Source organism: Actinomyces graevenitzii C83 (assembly GCF_000239695.1).
In the GTDB taxonomy this organism is placed as follows: Bacteria; Actinomycetota; Actinomycetes; order Actinomycetales; family Actinomycetaceae; genus Actinomyces; species Actinomyces graevenitzii.
In genome coordinates, this window is record NZ_JH470338.1 from 1,228,162 (window position 1) to 1,249,144 (window position 20,983).

19 protein-coding genes are annotated in these 20,983 nt (G+C 59.7%); 10 read left to right on the top strand and 9 right to left on the bottom strand.

Annotation, left to right across the window (positions count from 1 at the left end; translation table 11 throughout):
* Positions 1-282: 282 nt before the first annotated feature.
* Positions 283-1,254: a methylenetetrahydrofolate reductase gene (locus HMPREF0045_RS05265; protein WP_040315726.1), complete on the top strand. Its 972-nt coding sequence runs from the start codon at positions 283-285 to the stop codon at positions 1,252-1,254.
* A 103-nt stretch (positions 1,255-1,357) separates the two neighbouring features.
* On the top strand, positions 1,358-3,679 hold the full coding sequence (gene metE, locus HMPREF0045_RS05270; protein ID WP_005986220.1) for a 5-methyltetrahydropteroyltriglutamate--homocysteine S-methyltransferase: 2,322 nt from the start codon (positions 1,358-1,360) through the stop codon (positions 3,677-3,679).
* Between the two features lie 154 nt (positions 3,680-3,833).
* Here metE and HMPREF0045_RS05275 read toward each other — a convergent pair whose 3' ends face one another.
* Positions 3,834-5,435, bottom strand: coding sequence for an AMP-binding protein (locus HMPREF0045_RS05275; RefSeq protein ID WP_005986222.1), 1,602 nt, complete (start codon positions 5,433-5,435; stop codon positions 3,834-3,836).
* Positions 5,436-5,486: 51 nt separating this feature from the next.
* Here HMPREF0045_RS05275 and HMPREF0045_RS05280 point away from each other — a divergent pair, with 51 nt between their 5' ends.
* A complete protein-coding gene (locus HMPREF0045_RS05280) occupies positions 5,487-6,083 on the top strand; it encodes a PLDc N-terminal domain-containing protein (RefSeq protein ID WP_005986224.1) in 597 nt (198 codons plus the stop codon).
* Between the two features lie 15 nt (positions 6,084-6,098).
* Here the strand turns inward: HMPREF0045_RS05280 and HMPREF0045_RS05285 are convergent, their stop codons facing one another.
* The 5 genes from HMPREF0045_RS05285 to HMPREF0045_RS05300 all read right to left on the bottom strand — a co-directional run bounded on the left by HMPREF0045_RS05285 (position 6,099) and on the right by HMPREF0045_RS05300 (position 8,953).
* Positions 6,099-6,953, bottom strand: coding sequence for a hypothetical protein (locus tag HMPREF0045_RS05285; RefSeq protein WP_005986225.1), 855 nt, complete (start codon positions 6,951-6,953; stop codon positions 6,099-6,101).
* Positions 6,950-7,645, bottom strand: coding sequence for a histidine phosphatase family protein (locus HMPREF0045_RS05290; RefSeq protein WP_005986228.1), 696 nt, complete (start codon positions 7,643-7,645; stop codon positions 6,950-6,952). The genes HMPREF0045_RS05285 and HMPREF0045_RS05290 overlap by 4 nt, the downstream gene beginning before the upstream one ends.
* Before the next feature lie 39 nt (positions 7,646-7,684).
* A complete protein-coding gene (locus tag HMPREF0045_RS09630) occupies positions 7,685-8,383 on the bottom strand; it encodes a MarR family winged helix-turn-helix transcriptional regulator (protein WP_231196681.1) in 699 nt (232 codons plus the stop codon).
* Positions 8,384-8,535: 152 nt separating this feature from the next.
* Positions 8,536-8,634, bottom strand: a complete 99-nt coding sequence (locus HMPREF0045_RS10105; protein ID WP_005504750.1) for a 30S ribosomal protein bS22 — start codon at positions 8,632-8,634, stop codon at positions 8,536-8,538.
* A gap of 100 nt (positions 8,635-8,734) precedes the next feature.
* Positions 8,735-8,953, bottom strand: a complete 219-nt coding sequence (locus tag HMPREF0045_RS05300) for a helix-turn-helix domain-containing protein (protein ID WP_005986232.1) — start codon at positions 8,951-8,953, stop codon at positions 8,735-8,737.
* A gap of 284 nt (positions 8,954-9,237) precedes the next feature.
* Here HMPREF0045_RS05300 and HMPREF0045_RS05305 point away from each other — a divergent pair, with 284 nt between their 5' ends.
* The 6 genes from HMPREF0045_RS05305 (at position 9,238) to HMPREF0045_RS05330 (ending at position 16,631) form a co-directional block, all read left to right on the top strand.
* Entirely contained in the window at positions 9,238-10,611 is a 1,374-nt protein-coding gene (locus HMPREF0045_RS05305) for a TrkH family potassium uptake protein (RefSeq protein WP_005986233.1), read from the top strand.
* A 135-nt stretch (positions 10,612-10,746) separates the two neighbouring features.
* On the top strand, positions 10,747-11,412 hold the full coding sequence (locus HMPREF0045_RS05310) for a potassium channel family protein (RefSeq protein WP_005986235.1): 666 nt from the start codon (positions 10,747-10,749) through the stop codon (positions 11,410-11,412).
* A 191-nt stretch (positions 11,413-11,603) separates the two neighbouring features.
* Positions 11,604-12,665: an NAD(P)H-dependent glycerol-3-phosphate dehydrogenase gene (locus HMPREF0045_RS05315; protein WP_005986237.1), complete on the top strand. Its 1,062-nt coding sequence runs from the start codon at positions 11,604-11,606 to the stop codon at positions 12,663-12,665.
* A 118-nt stretch (positions 12,666-12,783) separates the two neighbouring features.
* Positions 12,784-14,217 carry a sn-glycerol-1-phosphate dehydrogenase gene (locus tag HMPREF0045_RS05320; RefSeq protein WP_005986239.1) on the top strand — a complete coding sequence of 478 codons (1,434 nt, stop codon included), beginning with the start codon at positions 12,784-12,786 and terminating at the stop codon, positions 14,215-14,217.
* Between the two features lie 30 nt (positions 14,218-14,247).
* Positions 14,248-15,939 carry a ribulokinase gene (locus HMPREF0045_RS05325; RefSeq protein WP_005986242.1) on the top strand — a complete coding sequence of 564 codons (1,692 nt, stop codon included), beginning with the start codon at positions 14,248-14,250 and terminating at the stop codon, positions 15,937-15,939.
* On the top strand, positions 15,936-16,631 hold the full coding sequence (locus HMPREF0045_RS05330) for an L-ribulose-5-phosphate 4-epimerase (protein WP_005986244.1): 696 nt from the start codon (positions 15,936-15,938) through the stop codon (positions 16,629-16,631). The genes HMPREF0045_RS05325 and HMPREF0045_RS05330 overlap by 4 nt, the downstream gene beginning before the upstream one ends.
* 301 nt (positions 16,632-16,932) lie before the next feature.
* Here HMPREF0045_RS05330 and HMPREF0045_RS05335 read toward each other — a convergent pair whose 3' ends face one another.
* From HMPREF0045_RS05335 to HMPREF0045_RS05345, 3 genes are all read right to left on the bottom strand, one after another.
* On the bottom strand, positions 16,933-18,219 hold the full coding sequence (locus HMPREF0045_RS05335; RefSeq protein ID WP_005986246.1) for a M18 family aminopeptidase: 1,287 nt from the start codon (positions 18,217-18,219) through the stop codon (positions 16,933-16,935).
* 181 nt (positions 18,220-18,400) lie between these two features.
* Positions 18,401-18,868: a hypothetical protein gene (locus tag HMPREF0045_RS05340; RefSeq protein WP_005986248.1), complete on the bottom strand. Its 468-nt coding sequence runs from the start codon at positions 18,866-18,868 to the stop codon at positions 18,401-18,403.
* Entirely contained in the window at positions 18,869-19,237 is a 369-nt protein-coding gene (locus HMPREF0045_RS05345) for a hypothetical protein (RefSeq protein WP_005986250.1), read from the bottom strand.
* A gap of 430 nt (positions 19,238-19,667) precedes the next feature.
* Here HMPREF0045_RS05345 and HMPREF0045_RS05350 point away from each other — a divergent pair, with 430 nt between their 5' ends.
* Positions 19,668-20,681, top strand: coding sequence for a hypothetical protein (locus HMPREF0045_RS05350; protein WP_005986251.1), 1,014 nt, complete (start codon positions 19,668-19,670; stop codon positions 20,679-20,681).
* Positions 20,682-20,983 lie beyond the last annotated feature (302 nt).

Here is a 20,983-nt window from a genome sequence, read left to right on the forward strand (position 1 = left end):
ATTGCACAGCCGCTCAGATGTGTTAGCATCAAACCACTATGAGTGTTTGGACCAAATTCGAATTCCCCCAGCGCATGTGCGTATGTGGATCGATTCGTGCTCGAATGTGCAGCTGACACTGTTGTCCGCCATTCACTGACCACTCCTTCGCACTAAACCATATTCATTAGTCTCACCATAACTACAGGCATATCTGTAGCTACTCCAGTGCAGCTACCAGGCGCCGCAACCAGCGCAATGCACTTATGCGAAGGCACGGTCACAAACACGAAAGTTTCTATAGTGCCTTTCTCTAACGACATTTACGCCTGCCCCTGTACCCACGACCATGAGCCCACCTTGCTCTCCTTTGAGGTTATGCCTCCGCGCAAACCCTCCCTGGAGGCCCCCTTCTGGCAGACAGTGGATCAGCTGCTGCAAGTGCGCCCCGACTTCATGTCTGTCACCTACGGGGCTGGTGGCAAGGACCGCTCAAACGCCCGCGCCACCGTGCACCGCCTGGTGGCAGACACCCCCATCCAGCCCATCGCCCACCTGACCTGCGTGGGTAACTCCACCGCTGAAGTGGTTTCCACGGTTTATGACTACCTAGACTCTGGGGTGCGTACCTTCCTAGCTCTGCGTGGTGACCCCCCAGCAGGCGAAACCAGTTGGGAGCCCGGCCCTGACGGCGTCGCCAGTGCCACTGAGCTAATCCACCTGATCCGCACGGTTGAACAGCGCCGCTGCGAAGCCCACCCCGGTGAGGCGCTGCGCTCAGCTTTTAAGCCCCTAACCATTGCGGTGGCCGCCTTCCCGGCCGGCAACCCGGCGGCTGGTACCACCCCCACCCAGGAGGTGGAGCGGCTGCTAGTTAAGCAGGCAGCCGGCGCTTCTTTCGCCATCACCCAGCTGTTTTGGAATGCAGAGGTGTACGCCTCCTTCGTGGAGCGCGCCCGCCGCGCCGGCGTACACATCCCGATTGTTCCCGGTATCCTGCCAGCCACCGACCCGGCGCGTCTGCGCCGCGTCCAAGACCTAACCGGCATTGAGGTGCCCGAACACCTGCTATCCACTTTGGCCGGCTACCAGCACCAAGAACAGCGTGACGCTTTCGGCGCCGCCTTCGGCTCCAAACTGATCCACTCGGTTTTGGAGGCGGGCGCCCCCGGCGTGCACCTATACACCTTCAACAAGGCCAAACCGGTACTAGACATTTTGTCTCTAATGGGTGTGGAGCCTACCGCGCACCACTCCCCGCTACTTGCGCGCTAAACCAGCGCCGTCGTCGTCAATCCGTAACCATCAACCATTAGCTACCCACTAGCGTGCGTCTACTTTCGTGCGCGCTAATCCAAGAAAATCAAGGAGAACACCCATGTCTGCTGCAACTACGCAGTTCCCCACCGCCACCATTTTGGCCTATCCGCGCATTGGCCGTCAGCGTCAGCTAAAGCGCGCCCTGGAGGCCTACTGGGCCGGGCGCAGCAGCGAGACTGAGCTGCTTGAAGCCGCCAGTAAGCTACGCCAGGAGAACCTGGCTCGTCTAGTTGAGCTAGGTTTGGACGCCTCTGACGCCTCCCTGGCTGACGCACCTTCCTTTTACGACCAGGTGCTAGACGCCACCGTTTTACTGGGCGCTATCCCCCCGCGTTTTGCCGGCCGGCAGGGCCTAGACCTCTACTTCGCCCTGGCCCGTGGCGACGAAAAGGTTGGCCCCGAGGAGATGACTAAGTGGTTTGACACTAACTACCACTACTTGGTCCCCGAGATCGGCCCCGACACTCCGCTGCGTTTTGCCGACGACGCCGTCACCCGTAAGTTCGTGCAGGCCCGTCAGTGGGGCTACGTGACCCGCCCGGTGCTGGTGGGCCCGCTGACCTACCTGGCACTAGCTAAGGCCGACCCGGCCACCCCCGACTTTGACCCGCTAACCCGCCTTGACGAGGCTGTGGCCGCCTACGAGCAGGCCCTAGCTTCCCTGCATGAGGCTGGCGCCCCCTGGGTGCAGCTAGATGAGCCGGCCCTGACCTCCGACAACCTCTCTCACCCCCGCGCTGAGCTGGCCAAGCTGGCTGTGGGCGTGTATGAGCGCCTAGCTAAAGCCACTAACCGCCCCCAGATCCTGGTGACCACCCCCTACGGGGACGCCTCCCAGGCTGTAGGTGCCCTAGCTAAGACCGGGGTGGAAGCTATCCACGTTGACACCCTGCGCGGTAGCCTACCTAAGGACGCGGACCTGTCTGGGGTGACCCTGGTGGTTGGCGCTGTGGATGGCCGCTACATTTGGCGCGCTGACCTGGCTGCTCTGCGCCAGACCCTGACCGCCGCCCAAGCCCTGGGCGCCACCAAGGTGGCTGTGGCTACCTCCAACTCCCTCCAGCACGTGCCTCACGACACCGCCCTGGAAACCTGGGATGACCCCACGCTGAACGAAAACCTGCACGCCTGGCTGGCTTTCGCCGACCAGAAGGTGCAGGAAGTGGTCACCCTGGCACGCGGCCTAGATGAGGGCTGGGAGGCCATTGACGGCGAGGTGGCCGAGGCGACCCGCGTCCTAGAACAGCGCGCCGCTGCCCCCGGCGTGGTACGCCCCGAGGTCCGCAGCCGCACCGCCGCCCTAACCGACGCCGACCGCGCCCGTGAGCCCTACCTGGAGCGTGAAGCTGCCCAGGCCCAGCGCCTGCACCTGCCTCCGCTGCCCACCACCACTATTGGTTCTTTCCCGCAGACCACCGAGATCCGTAAGGCTCGCGCCGCCAATGCGCGCGGCGAGCTTTCTGACGCCGACTACCAGGAGCGTATGCGTGAAGAGATCGCTGCGGTAATCAAGCTGCAGGAGGAGCTGGGCCTGGATGTGCTGGTGCACGGTGAGGCTGAGCGTAACGACATGGTGCAGTACTTCGCTGAGCTACTTGATGGTTTTGCCGCCACCCGTAACGGCTGGGTGCAGTCTTATGGTTCGCGTTGCACCCGTCCCTCAATCCTGTGGGGTGACGTGTCGCGTCCGGCCGCCATGACTGTGGGTTGGTCCAGCTACGCCCAGTCACTGACCGACAAGCCGGTTAAGGGTATGCTCACCGGCCCGGTAACCATCATTGCTTGGTCTTTCCCGCGTAATGACCTGCCCCTGGGCGAAATTGCTGACCAGATTGGTTTGGCGCTGCGTGACGAGGTTAGCGACCTGGAAGCTGCCGGCATTGGCGCCATCCAGGTGGATGAGCCGGCTCTGCGTGAGCTGCTGCCCCTGGACGCTGAGCGTCACGCCGACTACCTGGACTGGTCGGTGGGTTCCTTCCGCCTAGCCACCTCCTGCGTGCGCCCGGACACCCAGATTCACACGCACCTGTGCTACTCCGAGTTTGGCCAGATCATTGACGCTATCAAGGGTCTGGATGCGGATGTGACCTCGATTGAGGCGGCCCGCTCCAAGATGGAGGTTGTACCTGAGCTGGCTGAAGCTGGTTTCGACCACGGCATTGGCCCTGGCGTGTGGGACATTCACGCCCCGCGCGTGCCCAGCCAGGAAGAGTTGGCGCAGCTAATCGGCCTAGCTGCCGACGCCGTACCGGTTTCTCGCCTGTGGGTTAACCCCGACTGTGGGCTAAAGACTCGTGGCTACGCCGAAACCAAGGCTTCGCTGGAAAACCTGGTGGCCGCTACCCGCCAGGTGCGCGCCGAACGCGAACTGAACAACTGACGCCGCTAGGCTCAGCACTGGCAGCCCGACTCGCTGCCCTAAATAGCAGGCGAGCCCCAGAGGCTGAAGACAACTAGCTAAACCAAGGCTTGGGGGTGGAACGCTGTTCCACCCCCAAGCTGTTTATTTCAGGTTTAGTTATGTTTCTAGCTAGTTATGGGCGCGCCAAGCTTTGAGCCAGGGCGCGCCGGTCAACTTTACCGATGCCCTTATAGGGCAGCGCATCAGCTAGCAGCACCTGCTTGGGGCATTGGGCGCCACTAAGCTTTTGCTCCAGATAGACACGAATTTGGGCCAAAATAGCACCTTCATCTACCCGGCCCAGGCCCGGCATTGAAGCGGGCACCACCACTGCGGTAACCACCTGCCCCCACTGCAAATCGGGTAAACCCACCACCGCGCATTCACTCACCAGCGGGTTTAAGGCCAGTAAGGCCTCAATCGGGCCGGGTTCCACCTTAATGCCGCCGCTAATAATGACGTCATCTAGACGCCCAAGCACCTGTAGACGCCCATCTACAATCTGGCCCCTATCAGAAGTAATAAACCAGCGCCTGGCCGGCTCCCCGGCGCCCACATCAGAGCCGGCACCCGGCCCGCCCGCACCGGCCTCAGCGCCCGGTCTGGTCGCACCAGCCTCAGTGCTTTCAGGCGCGCTCGCAGTTTCACCCGCGTCGCGTGTTCCCTCGCCAGCCTGAGGGCGGCTAACAAAGCAGCGCTTAGTTAGCTCCTCATCACCCAGGTAACCGGTGGCCAGCATCGGCCCAGACAACCAAATTGCCCCGGTGGCCTGATCCACATCCATACTCACCCCAGGCAGTGGCTGGCCGTCATAGACACACCCGCCACAAGTTTCGCTCATACCATAGGTGGTAACCACCTTAATACCAGCGGCTTTAGCCTGCTCCAACAGCTGTGCATCAGCTGCCGCTCCCCCAATCAGCACCGCATCTAGCCGCGCCAAGGCACCGCGCAGCTGCTCATCATCCAAAGCCCGGCGCAACTGCGTGGGCACCAGCGAGGTATACACCGGGCAAGCCCTGCCGGAGTCGTCAGCAGCGAGCGCCCCCTCAGCCTCCCCGCCAACGCCACCAGCGCAGGAACTAACGGCGTCGTCGTCAAAGGAAGAAGCTGCGTCGCAATCAGCAGCAGCTGCGCAGGCGGCGTCGATAACCTGCGCCACATGCTGGGGGTCAAAACCACCCTCCTTATAGGCGTTAAACACGTGCGTGCCGGCCACCGCCGCCCGCACCAAAACCTGCACCCCAGCCGCGTGATAGGCGGGCAAAGCCAGCACCCAAATTCCCGGCCCACCCAGGCGTTTATGGGTGGCCCGTGCCGACGCTACCAGCGCATCCATCGACACCCCCACCAGCTTGCCAGTGCCGGTAGTTGAGCCAGACGTACGCAGCACCATATCCACCCCCACACTGCGGCCACTAGCCCGGGCCGGGATCCGCCGCGCCAAATTCGCGGCCACCTCCCGCGTGTCTTCATGGGGTGCGATCGGCACAATAATTTCGCGGCTAGGGCGCAAATACTGTTTTGCCAGCGAACGCGCCTGGGCGCGGGCCACATCCTCAGCGCTCAAACTACTGCGGCTAACCAGGCCTGGAGCGGAGGTTTGCGGCTTACGTAGGTGTCCGCCCCTACCGACGACGTCGGAAGCGTCCGCAGACATGCGCCTAGCTAACAGCTGGGCGAACTCCTCAATTTGCGCTGCACTTTGGGTGCGCTGGATGCGAAAAAGGCTCACGCTTTCAATGGTATGACTACCAAGTCACAAAAATATGGTTAAGCTGCACTTATGCGGCTTTTCCTAATGGTATTCGTGATCGCCTTGGCGTTGTATGCCCTCATTGACTGCGTGCGCACACCCGAGGAGGACATGCCTGCGCATATGCCTAAACACCTGTGGATTACGCTGATTTTAATGTTCTCCACCATTGTGCTTGGCCCCCTGGCCTGGATCATTACCTCCCGAGTAAGCGCCGCTGAGAAACGCGGCGGGCAGCTCAGTGGCGGGCTTTGGTCTGCGGAAAAAGGCGTGGAGCTGCATCTGTCACGTCAGGCTTCCGCTCCGGCTGCTCCCGACGACGACCCTGAGTTCCTGCGTAAATTAGATGAGCAGGTGCAAGCCGAAAAGCGCCGTCGTCAACGCGAACAGCTCCAACAAAACCGCTCCCAGCGCCCCCAGGCCAGCCCCAATCAGGCGGGCCGCGAACAGGCAGGCCAGTCAGCTAAGAACCCCGCAGAGCCCACTAGCGGCCCCCAGGGCAGCAGCTCGCAGCCCGGCAAACCCAAGGAGCCCGGCAGCAGCCCCAAATCTGGCAGCACCCAAGACGGCAGTTCCAACACCACCCCGGACAGCCGCGAAAAAGAAGGCGAGCAGCCCGAAAACTAAATCCAGTTACTGGAACTAGGGCCAGTTACTGGTGTCCACCTCACGGTTATAGGCACGCGCATGCAGCAACCAATCCCCCGGCAGCCAGCTACGGCCCACCAACTGGGGATGCTCAGGCAAAAACAAAGCCGCCCAAATAACCATCACTAGCTCAGCCCACTGCCCACGCAGCTTCAAACGCACGTTGCCCTGCTCATTGGTGGCCGCCAGCATCACTTCACCCACACCAGTTACCTGGCACTCGCGGATCTGCTGGTAACCGATGAACATCACGCCGTCAGGCGTGCCCAGGTAGATGCCGTGGGTGGATACGCTCAGGCGGGCGTTGGCCAGGTGGCGCCATTTTTCAACCGCGTCACGCTCGGCGCGGCGTTTGCGGCGAGAATTAACTACCGCCTGGCCCCCAAAGAAGGCCGCCATCAGCGCCAACCCGGCAGCCCCGCCAGCTAAAAAGAAGCCGCGCAGAGGCTGATAGTTGCTGTTGTCACCGCGTTTAAAAGCCAGGATTTCCCCGTCGCAAGAACCCAGAATTACTTCGCCGCTGTGAGTGGGGCGAATCGGGTCAACTACTGGAGAGACCGGGTTGGGTTTAAAACCTGCTCGCACAGCGGTGAGCACCTGCGCGGTATTCCACCAAACATAGTCTTGGCCGGTCCAGGGACGTTGGGGTTGGGGGCGCGGCTGCAGGGTGCGGCTAGCAGCTGGCACTAACTCGCCGGGAGCTGCCCCGCCGTGTCTGGGCCCGGCTGAGCTGCCGTGCGTAGTTGCCTCACCGTGCGTGGCTGAGCCACTGGGCTCGCTCGCCCCAGCTGGCTGCGACGGCGTCGTAGCCCCCTGATCTTGCGGCTGCTGAGGCGCCGACTGGCTCACGCACGACCCTCGCCGTCGCCGTCGCCAATTTTCAGCCCGGCCACGCCGGTGCCCGGCACCATGTCTTCAGCTTCATGCAGCAGCGCATTAGCCGGCTCGGTGTAGGCCAAGCCCACCAGGGTGTTGTCTTCAAAAGTTAAAGAGGTCAGGGAAGCTAAAGAGCATTGGCGTCGGCGCGGATCGTGGGCCAGAGGGCGCCCATGCAGGAACAGGCTCAGCGACCAGATCGGTAGCTGGTGTGAAACTAGTAGCGCCTCATGGCCGCGTGCCTGCACCAGGGCGCTGCGCACGGCGGCGCTCATACGCGCCACCAGCTGGGTGTAGGGCTCACCCCAGGAGGGACGCAGCGGGTTGATGTAGTAAGCCCAGTGTTCGGGGTGGGCTAGGACCCAACGGTTACGGTTTACGGCCACACCCTCAAAGTGATTTTCGGCCTCAATTAGGCGCGCATCAGTGCCGGCTTTAACGCCAAAAGCGGCAGCGGTGGGGGCACCCGATTCCACGGCCCGCTCTAGGGGCGAGGTGGTTACCACGGTAATGTCTTTGCCGGTTTCTACCAGGTAATCTGCCACCATCTGGGCCATGGCATGGCCGCGAGGGGTCAGGTGGTAGCCGGGCATACGTCCATAGAGGACGCCTTGGGGGTTATCTACCTCGCCATGACGCATGACGTGAATTGTTGTGCGCACCATGGCGCCAATTCTATGTCAGGCTTTTCAGCTCAGCACGCTTTAGTGTGCCAAGTCTGCGTCCGTAGTGATCTTCTCCAGCAGCTCAGTTAGTGTGGCCAGCTCACTGGGGGTGAAACGGTCGATTAGGTGGCGGCGCACCCCGTCAAGGTGGATGGGCGCGGTTTGAGCCAAAAACTCGTAGCCAGCCTTGGTTAGGTGGGCGTAGACGCCGCGTCGGTCATTGGGGCATGAGGAGCGCAATACGTAGCCGGCACGTTCTAGCCGCCCTACCGTGTGGGTTAGGCGTGAGCGCGAGTAGGAGACTTGGTCGGCCAGTTGACTCATGCGTACGCGCCCGGCTTCGCTTTCAAATAGGCGCACCAGGATCTCATATTCGTACATGGAGATGGCGGCGGCCTCGTCTAGCTCGTGGTTTAGGCGCGCCGACACTAGCGTGCTGGCCCCTAAAAAGGCTCGCCAGGCCCGCATTTGCGACTCGGTTAGTAGGTGCCTGTCGCCCTGCCCGCAGCCGGCAGCCGCAGCTTCTTGTCCACAGCCGCTAGCTGGCTCGCTTACTGCCTTGGTGGCTTCTTGCCCGCAGCCGACAACGGCGCCCGCAGCTGCCGTTTTAGGTGCAGCCCCCTGCCCGCAGCCGCCCGCAACACTAGAGCTAGCGGAAGCGGCGACGTCGTCGCCCATACCCGTTGCACCCGAAATTGCACTCGCTGCGCAGCTGGAGGCCATGTTTAAAGCTCTCATTTCTTACTAGATTGTGCGGCCAAAGCAGCCAACAAACTAAAGTAGTTCAATAATAAAGTAAATCTTAGCGTGAAGGTAGTTATCACGCTTAGATAAACGAAATGGCTGCCACCCTAGGGATAGCAGCCATCCAAGCGCTCACGCGCCAGGCGTCACTTCTTGTTACGACGCTGGTGGCGAGTCTTACGAAGCAGCTTGCGGTGCTTCTTCTTGGACATGCGCTTACGGCGCTTCTTAATAACAGATCCCATATGAGAACCTCACAGTCTTGCTAAGCGTGCCCAACGGCACCATGATCGGTTGCGGCCGGGCACACCGGCCACATACGTGACCAAATGAGTTTAACGCGTCTCAGGAGCCAAATGCAGCCGCGTCGCCGTGGCTCCAATCACCTAAGCCACTGGCCATGAACTCCTGGACAGCCGCCACGGGCACCCGGTAAGAACGTCCCACACGCATTGCGGGGAGCTCACCCGAGTGCACCAGGCGATACACGGTCATCTTGGACACCCGCATCATGGAGGCTACTTCCGCCACGGTCATGAAGGCGGGAGTCTGAGGCTGTGCCATCGCGCTGATTCCTGTCCTTGGGTTGGGCCCGCATTGGCGGGATCGATGTAACTATACCGGTTTAGGCTGGCAAATACAGCCGTTTTAAGTTTCGTTTTAACTACAGTAATGGCGCCTATCAGCCAAATTGGAAACCGCCATATAAATTAGGGCCAACTACCTAGACACTAACTGGGTTAAGGTAAGTAGAGAAAGATACGTGTGGGTACCTACCGGCAGGCGTCGCAACCTATTTAGCGCCCTGTCACAAGCCCCATGCTTCCTGCAAAACGTAAGGTGACCTGTTGTTTTCGCGTGCTGTGCGGGCGTTTACCGATATACGCACCTGGCTGGAGCGGGTTGGACGCCACTCCAGCGCCCGCCTAGCCACCTGCCTATTTGCTGTAATTATCGTCATTATCACAGCCCTACTTGAGCTGCCTATTGCCACCGCCAGCGGCGAGCGCGCTCCCTTCGTGGATGCTCTGTTCACCGCCACCAGCGCAGTTTGTGTAACCGGGCTTACCACTGTGGACACCGCCACCTACTGGTCTACCTTCGGCCAGGCCTGCATTATTTTGGCCACCGCCGTGGGCGGGCTGGGGGTTATGACCATTGCCTCGCTGCTGTCCTTGGCAGTTTCGCGCCACGTGGGCCTGTTCCAGCGTATGCTCACCGCCGATGAGCACCAGTCTCGTTTGGGCGACGTCGGCTCACTGCTGCGCGCGGTAATCATCGCGTCCCTGGCGGTTGAGGCTACCTTGGCTCTAGTGCTGTTCCCGCGCTTTTTAACGCTAGGCTATCCGCCACTTAAAAGCGCTTGGTATGCCTTCTTTATGGGCTTATCCATCTTCAATAATGCGGGCTTTGTGATTATGCCCGATGGCCTAGCTCCTCACGCTAGCGACTGGTGGATGTGTTTACCTATCGCGGTAGGTACTTTCGTGGGAGCTATTGGTTTCCCGGTGATTTTGGATGTGCATCGTAACTGGCGCATGCCGCGCAAGCTGTCATTACACTCCAAAATAACCATCTCTACCTATGTAATCATTTCGGTAATTAGCGCCATCTCTATCACCGCTTTTGAGTGGACTAACCCCTTTACCTACGGCCAGTTAGATACCAGCGGCAAGGTTCTTTCCGCCCTCGTCAACTCCGTAAACGCCCGCTCTAGCGGTCTAGCCACCATCCCCACCTCGCTAATGCGCGAAACCACCTGGCTACTGCAAGACGTCCTGATGTTTATTGGTGGCGGCTCAGCCTCCACTGCTGGCGGCATTAAAGTCACCACTTTGGCTGTACTGGTGCTGGCGATTGTGGCCGAAGCGCGCGGCGACAGCGACATTGAAGTATTTGGACGGCGTCTACCTACCTCCACTGTGCGCGTCTCAGTGGCCGTGGCCTTCGTGGGCGCCTCCATTGTGGTGGTAGCTACCCTGATGCTGTTGTGGCTGACCAACCTCTCTTTGGACACTATCCTCTTTGAGGTGATCAGCGCCTTCGCTACCGTGGGTCTATCTACCGGCATCACGCCACTACTGCCCCTTGAAGCCAAATACGTCATTGTGGTGCTTATGTTTGTGGGTCGTACCGGCACTATGACCGCCGCCAGCGCCCTGGCCATGCGCGATCGACGTCGCGTCATCCGCTTCCCCGAAGAGCGCCCCATGATCGGTTAGCGGCCCAAAACGACGACGCCGCTCCCCCTGCAGCGCCCAGCCACCCCGCGCCGTCGCCGCCACCCACCCGCGCTGTCATCCCAGCGCCGACCAGACCAAACAAGACAAAACCACAGCGAGACTTAAACTAGAACCATGCCCCAGGTGAACCATCAAGACTCCACACTCGTAATCGGCCTTGGCCGCTTCGGCACCGCCGTCGCCGCCACCCTCGACCGTCTAGGACGCGAAGTGCTGGCAGTTGAGCACAACCCCAACACCGTGCGTCAATGGTCCGGGCGCATCCCCCTAATCGAAGCCGACGCCACCGACATGGAAGCCCTAGAACAGTTAGGCGCCACCGAATTTGGCACCGCCGTAGTGGGGGTGGCCTCCTCCCTGGAAGCCTCCGTGCTAATCACCTCCAACCTGGTAGAGCTAGGCATCGGCCAGATTTGGGCCAAAGCCATCAGCGCCACGCACGGGCGTATTTTGCACCGCATCGGCGCCAACCACGTGGTCTACCCCGAATACGACGCCGGCCAGCGCGCCGCCCACCTAGTGTCTGGGCGCATGCTGGACTACATCGAAATGGAAAAGAACGGCTTTTCCATCATCAAGATGCGTCCGCCGCACGAGCTGCACGGCTTCACTATCGGCCAGTCCAAGGTGCGCTCACGCTACGGGGTAAACATCATTGGTTTGATGAGCCCCGGTGAGCATTTTGAATACGCTACCCCGCAAACCATGGTGGGCGCTGAGGATATTTTGGTGGTAGGTGGCGACGCTAACCTACTAGAGCACTTCGCTAACCGTCCCTGAGCAGGGATTTTCTGAGCGCTAGCAAGCGCAAACGCATTGCCTGCGCCCGCGCAGCCACCTGCACGGGCGTGCGCAAACGTATTCACAAACTGCCCACATTGCCGTCTTTTCCCCGTCTTTGCAGCCCAGCGAGCAAAATTCTGAACTGTGATCCATAGATCACTAGCTACACAATGGGGTTTGGAGTTTGCATGAGCACGGTTGCAATTCTCGGGGCAGGAATTATGGCCTCGGCACTGACTTTCCCGGTGACTGACAATGGACACCAGGTGAATCTGGTAGGCACCCACCTAGACCGAGACATTATTGACTCTATTCAGCGCACCGGCATCCACCCGGAGCTGGGCCTGAAAATGCCTGAGAATGTAACCGCTTTCCAGCTAGAAGAGGCTGAGGCCGCTTTTGCTGACGCAGATGTGGCCATGAGCGGCGTTAACTCTTTCGGGGTTGACTGGGCCGGGGCGCACCTAGCCACGCTACTAAAGCCGGGTATGAAAGTCCTATCCATCACCAAGGGTATGCAGGCTGATGAGAACGGCAAGCTGACCATGTTCCCTGACGTGCTGCGCGCAGCCGTTGGTGAGCCCCTAGCCAGCCAGGTGACCTGGTCAGCAATTGTGGGCCCCTCGATCGCCGGTGAGCTGGCGGTAGGCCACGACACCTGCGTGGTGTTCTGTGGTGAGGACCAGGCCAGCCTGGATGAACTGCAGCAAATGTGGACCACCGACTACTACCACATCTGGACTTCCACGGACTTCATTGGTCATGAGGTAGGCGCTGCCACCAAGAACATTTACGCTTTTGCCGCTGGTTTTGCTGACGGTCTGCTAGCCAAGGCCGGCAAGGAAAACGACCGTTACCGCATGTACAACTATGGGGCGGCCATCTTCGCCCAGGGGCAAACTGAGCTCACCCAGTTCATTGAGTTGCTGGGCGGCGATGTAGCCACCGCTAAGGGCCTAGGCGGCGTCGGCGACATGTTCGTCACCTCTATGGGTGGGCGTAATGTACGCGCCGGCAAGTTCGTGGGCCAAGGCATCCCCTTCTCTGAGGTGCGCGACACCCACATGAAGGGGGTAACCATGGAGGGTGTGGCCGCTATTCGCGTGATTGGTGGGGCCCTGGCACCGCTGACTGAACGTGGGGTTATCAGTGAAGATGACTTCCCGCTGCTGCGTGCGCTACACGCCATCATTGTCGACGACGCCCCGCTGGAGATCCCCTGGGACAAGTTCTTTGGTGGTCGCCGCTAAGGCACGCGGGGGTCTAACCAAAAAATTTTGGTGGCCGCCACTTAGAAAGTTGGCGGCCACCGCCACAATCTGCACACTTACCGCATTTAACTAGTTAACTTTCGAAGGAGAAAAGTCAATGACTGATTTAGCGGCCCTCTTGGATGAGGCACTCAAAGACGCCACCGACACCAAGGCCGTGGCTTTCGGGCGCGGCGCCGTGCACCGCACCGGTGAAGTATTCGCCTCCACTTTCCCCGGCAAACGCGCCGTGGTGGTGGGCGATGACAACACCTTTAACGCAGTAGGTGCCACCACCGCCGCCGGTGAGCCGGTAGCAGCTGGCCCCGCCGTCGTCGCCTCCCTAAAGCAAGCGGGCGTGGAGCTGGAAGAAAACATTATTTTCCCCGGCACCCCCACCCTCTACGGCGGCTACGACAATGTGGAAATTATCCGCGAAAAGCTACGCGGCCTAGACGCTATTGCCGTTGTAGTGGGCTCGGGCGTGCTCAACGACCTAACCAAGCTAGCCAGTGGCGAGCTGGGGCGACCCTACATGGTGGTATGCACCGCCGCCTCTATGGACGGCTACGCCTCCTTTGGCGCCTCCATCTCTAAGGACGGCTTCAAGATCACCCGCAACTGCCCCGCACCCGCCGCCGTCGTAGCTGACCTGGACGTTATGGCCGCCGCCCCCAAGCGCCTAGTGGCCACCGGCGTGGGCGACCTGATCGAGAAGATCCCCGCCGGTGAGGACTGGATCATTGCCGACATGCTCGGTGTAGAAGCCATCAACCACCAGGTGTGGCCGCTAGTGCAGGGGCCGCTGCGTGAAGCTATCAGCCAGCCTGCCCAGCTGCGTGCCGGCGACGCCGACGCCACCGCCGGCCTGGCTGCCGGGCTGCTAATGAGTGGCCTAGCCATGCAGGCCGCCCAGTCCTCCCGCCCCGCCTCGGGTGCCGGACACCAGTTCTCTCACCTGTGGGAAATGGAAGGTCACGGCCTGGACTGGGAGCCGCCGCTGACTCACGGTTTCAAGGTGGGCCTGGGCACGGTAGCTATCTGCGCCTTGTACGACGTCGCCCTGCGTAAAGACATCAGCGACCTCGACGTCGAAGCCCGCATTGCCGCCTGGCCCACCCGTGAAGGTATGGAAGCCCACGTGCGTCAGTGGAACCAAAGCGCTCCCAGCGGCCTGCTTGAGGCCGCCGTGGTGCAGACCGATGCCAAGTACCTGACCCCCGAGCAGCTCCGCGAGCGCATCCACACCCTGCAAAAGCTATGGCCGCAAATCAAGGAAACCTCCGCCAAGCAGCTGCTTAGCGCTGAGGAAATCGCCGACGTGCTTAAGACTGTAGGCGGCATCTACCACCCGGCCCAGATTGGTATCAGCCTGGAAAAGATGCGTGAGACCTACACCCGCGCCCAGATGATCCGCACCCGCTACACCATTTTGGATGTGCTGTGGGAGCTGGGCATTTTGGATGAGTGCGTAGACGAACTCTTTGCTCCTGGTGGCTACTGGGCTAGCGCGCCCGTGCCCACCGACCGCGTCAGCGGTGCTGAAGACTGAAAGCGCAAGCCCCTAGTACAAGGAAGTAATATGGAAGAGACTTACGTTCTAGGTATTGACTTTGGCACGCTATCTGGGCGTGCAGCGATTGTGCGCGTGGCTGACGGTTTAGAAAAGGCCGCTGCTGTCTACGAGTACCCCAACGCCGTCATGGATGACGTGCTCAGCGTGGCTGACGGCCAGAAGTTGCCGGCTGACTTTGCCCTGCAAAACCCGCGCGACTACATTGAGGTGTTAAAGCACGCCGTACCTGAGGCCATCGCTAAGTCCATGGTGGACCCGGCCCAGATCAAGGGTATTGGTATTGACTTCACCTCCGCCACGGTAATTGCCGCTAAGGAGGACGGCACCCCGCTGTGTGACCTGGCTAAGTTCACCAACAACCCGCATGCCTACGTCAAGCTGTGGAAGCACCACGGCGCCCAGGAGCAGGCTGACCGCATTGTGTCCCTGGCTAAGGAGCGCGGCGAGTCTTGGCTGGCCCGCTATGGTGGCATCTTGTCTGCAGAGATGCTGCTGCCCAAGGTGCTGGAAACCTACGAGAAGGCCCCCGAGGTTTACGCAGATACTGACGTGTTTGTGGACGCTTTGGACTGGATCGTGTGGCGTATGACCGGCAACCTGGTTTACTCCGCTGGTGACTCTGGTTACAAGCGTAACTTCCAGGACGGCGCCTACCCCTGCGAGGAGTTCTTGGAGCTGCTCTCGCCTGGTTTTGGCAAGGTATTTAGCGAAAAGATGCCCGGGCAGGTGTTGGCGCTAGGTGCTGAGGCCGGTAAGCTTACCGCCCACGCCGCCGCCTGGATGGGCTTGGAGCCTGGTATTAGCGTGGCTACCGGTAACATTGACGCCCACGTAACCGCTGCGGCTGTGCAGGCTGTGGAGCCGGGGCAGCTAACCGCTATTTTGGGTACTTCTGCTTGCTACATTGTCTCTGGGCCGCAGTTCCGTGAGGTTCCGGGCATGTTTGGGTGCGTCGACGGCGGCGTGGTGGATGGGCTGTGGGGCTTTGAGGCTGGTCAGTCCAGTATGGGTGACGTGTTTGCCTGGTACCTGGACAACGCTCTGCCCCACTCCTATGTGGTTGCCGCTGAAAAGGCCGGCATCAGCATCTTTGAGTTGCTGGCTGAAAAGGCCCGCGCCCAGGAGATTGGTGAACACGGCCTGGTGGCTCTGGACTGGTTCAGCGGTAACCGCTCGATCCTGGTTGACTCTGAGCTTTCTGGAGCCATTTTGGGTATCACCATGACCACCAAGCCTGAGGATATTTACCGGGCCCTGGTGGAGGCCACCTGCTTCGGGGCCCGCACCATTATCGAGTCCTTCACCAACGCCGGCGTCAAGATTGATGAGATTGTGGCTAGTGGTGGCCTGATCAAGGACCCGTTCTTTATGCAGACCTTGGCGGATATCACCTGTGTGCCGCTGAGCGTGGCCACCACCAAGCAGGGTGGAGCGCTAGGCGCTGCTGCTCACGGGGCGGTAGCTGCCGGCTTCTACCCCAGCATTAAGGAGGCTTCGCTGGCCATGGGTGGCAAGATTACGGCCGCCTACGTGCCCAACTATGACCGCACTGCCCGCTATGACGAGCTTTTCAACGAGTACCGTCAGCTGCACGACTACTTCGGTCGTGGCGAGAACGAGGTTATGCACCGCCTTAAGGACATCCGTCGCCGCGCGGTTGAACGCAAGCGCGCTGCTGCCAAGAAGCCGCAGGAGTGAAACTCGCCGAGCTAAGCCAGTCCCAGCGCGCTCAAGTAGAGCGCACCAAGCAGGTAGTAGCCGAGCTACACGCGCTACTACCTGCCTGGGAGCTGGTGGTTTGGACTGCCGGTAACGTATCTGAACGTGTGCCGGGCACAGACCTGTTTGTGATTAAGGCTTCCGGTGTGCCCTATGAGGGTATGGAGTCTGCCCACATGGTGGTGTGTGACCTGCAAGGTCAGCTGCTTGACGACGACGCTAGTGGGCTTGCTCCCTCCTCGGATACGGCAGCTCATGCCTATGTCTACCGGCACATGCCTGAAGTTGGCGGGGTGGTGCACACCCACTCCTCCTACGCCACGGCTTGGGCGGCAATTGGGGAGCCTATCCCCTGTTGCCTGACCATGATGGCTGATGAGTTTGGTGGTGACATTCCACTGGGCCCGCTAGCGATTATCGGCGACGATTCGATTGGGCGCGGAATTGTTGAAACCTTACGCAACTGCCATTCACCGGCGGTGTTGATGGCCAACCATGGCCCCTTCACCGTAGGTAAGGATGGACGTAGCGCCGTAAAAGCTGCGGTAATGTGCGAAGAGGTAGCCCGCACCGCTTATCTAGCACGTACGCTAGGTGAAGTTAAGCGGATACCTGATGACATGATCAAGCGGCTTAATGATCGCTACCAGAATGTCTACGGACAGCATTAATACAGTCATATAGTCAAAACTATGACTAGTGACTATACCTAGATAGTGTGACTAGTGAGTCCACCTAGTTCATATGACCAACGAACACGACTAGTTAGTCTGACTAGTGAACATGACTAGCGTTGGGGCCGCGTATACCGAAGTGGTATACGCGGCCCCACGTTTTATTTGTCACCGTTTATTGTGCAGTTTTGGCTAACCAGTTTTGGCTGGCGTAGCCTCAGCAAACTTGGCGTAGCTTACTGCGCTGCTCTGCCAGTTTTGGCTGGCACAGTTTAGCGCGCTGCTTTGGTTGCGTGACTTAGTTCTCGGCCCAGTAGGCGTGTAGAGCACGAGCCAGGTAGGGGCCGTCCTCAACACCGCACATCTCGCGGGCAGAGTGCATGGACAGCAGCGCAATACCTACGTCAACAGTGGTGATACCAAGACGTGAGGCAGTGATCGGACCAATGGTGGTGCCGCAAGGCACGGAGTTGTTGGAAACGAAATCCTGCGTGGGTACACCCGCCGCCTTGCAAGCACGCTTCCAGATAGCCCCGCCTACCGCGTCAGTGGCGTAGCGCTGACGGGCGTTAATCTTCAGCAGCGGACCGTGGTTAATAAGCGGACGCACCTGCGGGTCATGCAGCTGGCCATAGTTGGGGTGAACACTATGTCCGGCGTCGGCGCTAATGCAGCTAGAGCGAGCCAGCAGAGCCCGCTCGCCGTCGCCCACGAAGCCCATAACCGCAGCCAGGCCATGCAAAACATCCTGCAGGAAGGGGCCGCCCGCACCTGAGCGGGTGCCGCTACCAACCTCTTCATGGTCAAAGGCCACAAACACCGCAGCGTCAGTTTCTGTACCAGCCAGGTTTTCCAGGGCAACCAGGCCGGCGTGAACGCTAGAGAGGTTGTCTAGGCGCGAGCTGGCCAGGAACTCCTGGTGCAAACCAAAGACACTGGGGGGCTGCACCAAGTAGGTGAACACATCGTGGAAGGCTAGCTGATCAGGGCTGATACCAGCCTGCTCACACAGGTAGTTTTCAATGTCGTGGCAGCTTACCGCCTCGCCAGCCAGAGCGGTTAGCGGCAGCATGTGGGCCTGACGGTCTAGGTGCAGGTTTTCATGCGCGCTACGGTCCAGGTGGGGAGCCACCTGCGCGGTGCGGGCAATGGGGCCAGTACGCACCAGGTGGACGGCGCCGTCGTAGGTGGTCAGACGTCCCGCCAAACCAACTTCGCGGTCCAGCCAGGAGTTTTCTAGGGCACCACCATAAATTTCGGCGTTAATCATTTCCCAGCCCTCGCGCACAATCGCGCCCTGGGGCTTGAGCTTAAGCGCCGGAGAGTCAGTGTGGGCACCCACAATCCTGAAGCCAGTGCGCTCGCTAGGGGCGCTAGGCAGGCACCAGGCCGCAATGGCGCCGTCGCGAATCACATATCCGCGTGCAGGAATGGAACTATCCCAAGCCACAGTCTCATCTACGGCCTTAAAACCACGCTTTTCTAGGCGGGCGGCCACAGCCTGAGCGGCGTGGTAGCTGGTGGGAGAATCAACAACAAACTGACTGATTGCCTGCGTATAGTCAGGCACCTCAAATCCACTCATAGTTCAATTGTTGCACTTTGCGCCAAACTACCCAAAGCATTTGCGCGTCTCTCCCATGAGCGAAGCTTGCCCTGGCGCGGCAAACTTCCCTACTCAGGCCACGCAAAAACACCAAGGGCCGCACTCAGCGAGCGCGACCCTTTGGGAACCGTCGTGTAACCGACGCAGCTAGGAGCAAACCTTAGTGGCCGCCGGCCCTAACTACGCCAGAGAGCGGGATGTGGTTGAGGACAGGAGAGTTGTTGGCGTTAGTAATAGCGTTCTGGCTACCGGTTTCGCTCATGGTAACCACCGCACCCATAACGATCGGGAAGGAGGTTAGCGGAGTGTTGTTGGAGTGTACGTGCAGCACTGCACCAAAGTGGGCGTTGGTCTTGGCGCGCAGGTCATTCTTCTCATAGCGCCAGGTGCCAGAGAACGTGGATACATAAGGCGTCCAGTTGCCAATATCCGCACCCAGCTTGGCCTGAACCGCCTTGGCGTGTTCGCTAAAGCGCGAGTCAGCCAGCAACCCAGCCAGGGTATTAGCCTGCGGCTTAGACCAGGAAGCGAAGTTCAGCGAGGTGGTGGGCCAGTTGATGCCATCGGTGTTGCCGGTGACCGGCTGCCAGTCGATGTTGGAGTACTCCGCAGTGTTAATCCAGAACACCTAGTACAGACCAGTTAGGTTGGCCGGCGTACCAGCATTGGGGCTAGCCAAACCAGTGTCCTTAGTGGGATAAGTGGAGCCGTCAACGTTAGGCCAACCAACCGGAGCGAATTCTTCATTACCGTCGGAGCCGTTGTTATAGAACCCGAAGTAATAGGCCTGATCAGCATTGATGCGCGCGTCACGTTCCTGACGGGAGTCGTAGCCATTAGGGATGTTGGCCGGGGCTCCCTGGTTCCAGCTATAGCCGGAATAGACCGGGTTTAGCTGAGAAGTATTGACGGCTGCGGCGCTAGCGCACACCGCAATTGCTGGGGCAGCCCATACTGCTCCACGCAGCACCTGCCGACGTTCTACACCGCTAGGCATGTCTGTCTCCTATTTTTGACATAGATATAGTTCTGCTTAAGGGAGACCGACGACGGCGTCACACCGGTTTTGGGGGTGGGGGAGATATGACTTCCGTGGGACGGTTGGGAGGGGTACCACTAGTTTAAACCGGAGTCTAAGCAGGTGAGCACCATTGCTACGGGAATTTATCCCAAAACTAGGGGCTGGGCAATTAGTCCTGGCTTACTTAAGGCTGTGACCAGCACGTCAACAGGTAGGTCCTATAAGGGCGCTTAGTGCATTTTGCTGTAACTCTGGGGCTTTACGAGGGGGTGATTTGACGGGGCAACAATCTCAAAAGACTTAGATCACATAGCCTTCAAGTAGTTAACCATGTAGAGTTTCATCCCAGTCCCTTGGATGTAATCTGTACATATCCTCCCCTACCCATTAAAGGATTTCTCTGATAATGACTGAAATCAAGCGTCGTACCCTTGTTAAGGGCTCCGCCTGGGCCGCTCCGGCTGTTCTAGTCGCCGAGGCTGCCGCTCAGGCCGCTACCTCCCCCAATGACATCATCCCCGTGGCCCAGATGTACATGAAGATGCGCGGCACCCCCGAAAACATCAACGCTGCAGGTGTTGCTGCCGGTCGTAAGGGCCTTACCTGCACGGAAATCGGTGGTTGGCCCTACTCCGTCAACGGCCACATCAACTGGAACGACACCCTGGGTGGCGGCCGGGCCACTAACAACCCCAGCATTTCCCGTGTTGGTACCGCTTACCTGAAGCGTCAGGGCGTGAAGTTCTACTTCGGCGCCAAGTCTGACGCTGGTGAGAACGGCCTGGACATCACCGTTGCCCCCGGTGGTGCTGAGCTGGACCCCTCCCGCATCGTTAGCACCAAGGTTATGTTCCTGATGCCGAAGGCTGCTTACGGTGACACCCCGACCTTCACCAACATTGCCTCCAGCAACGAAGGTGGCCACGCCTGGGACTCTTGGGCCACCAACGGTTCCTGGACTCCGCTGACTCAGAAGGCCATGACCGCTCTGCGTAACAGCCCTGACACCGCTTCGGTGCTGAAGAAGGTTGACGCTGGTGACTTCACTGACCTGACCACCCTGAACGGCACCGTTGAGAACACCCTAAACACCAAGTGGAACGCTTGGGTTGGTGAGTACCACGGTACCTGGACCAAGTCCGCTGACGGCCGGAAGCTGACCGCTGACAGCCCCTTCGCCATGGCCCTGACCCTGAACCAGACTGGTCTGTCTCAGACCCTGACCCGTCTGATCTTCATGCCGGTCTTCGTGATCACCTACCGTATGCCTAACGGCAAGCTGGTTTACTTGCACCGTTCCAGCGTACGTAACATGTACTGGCAGCTGACCGTGACCGGTAACCCCGGTCTGGACGACAGCCTGCCGGCCGAGGACGGCAAGCGCTGCCCGGTTAGCGCCCGTGCCAACGACCACATTTAATGCCTAGACCTGCTGAGGCAGGCAAACTTAAGGGGCGTATCAGTTTTAACTGGTACGCCCCTTCTTGTTGTCTGCAGACACAGGCAAAATCAGACAAATACAGGCAAATACAGGCAAAATCATCCCTTCCCTATAATTTTTCCATGGGGTTTTATAGGGAACGGACGATATTTCAGTAACGGACGGTTTTATAAGTAACCGCACCTAGCACCGCTAGTCTTGCCACCTCTGCTTGGCAGCCACGCAGACCATCATCCCTAGCACGTTAGTCTTGCCAGCTGTGGCCTAGTGGCCGCGCGGAT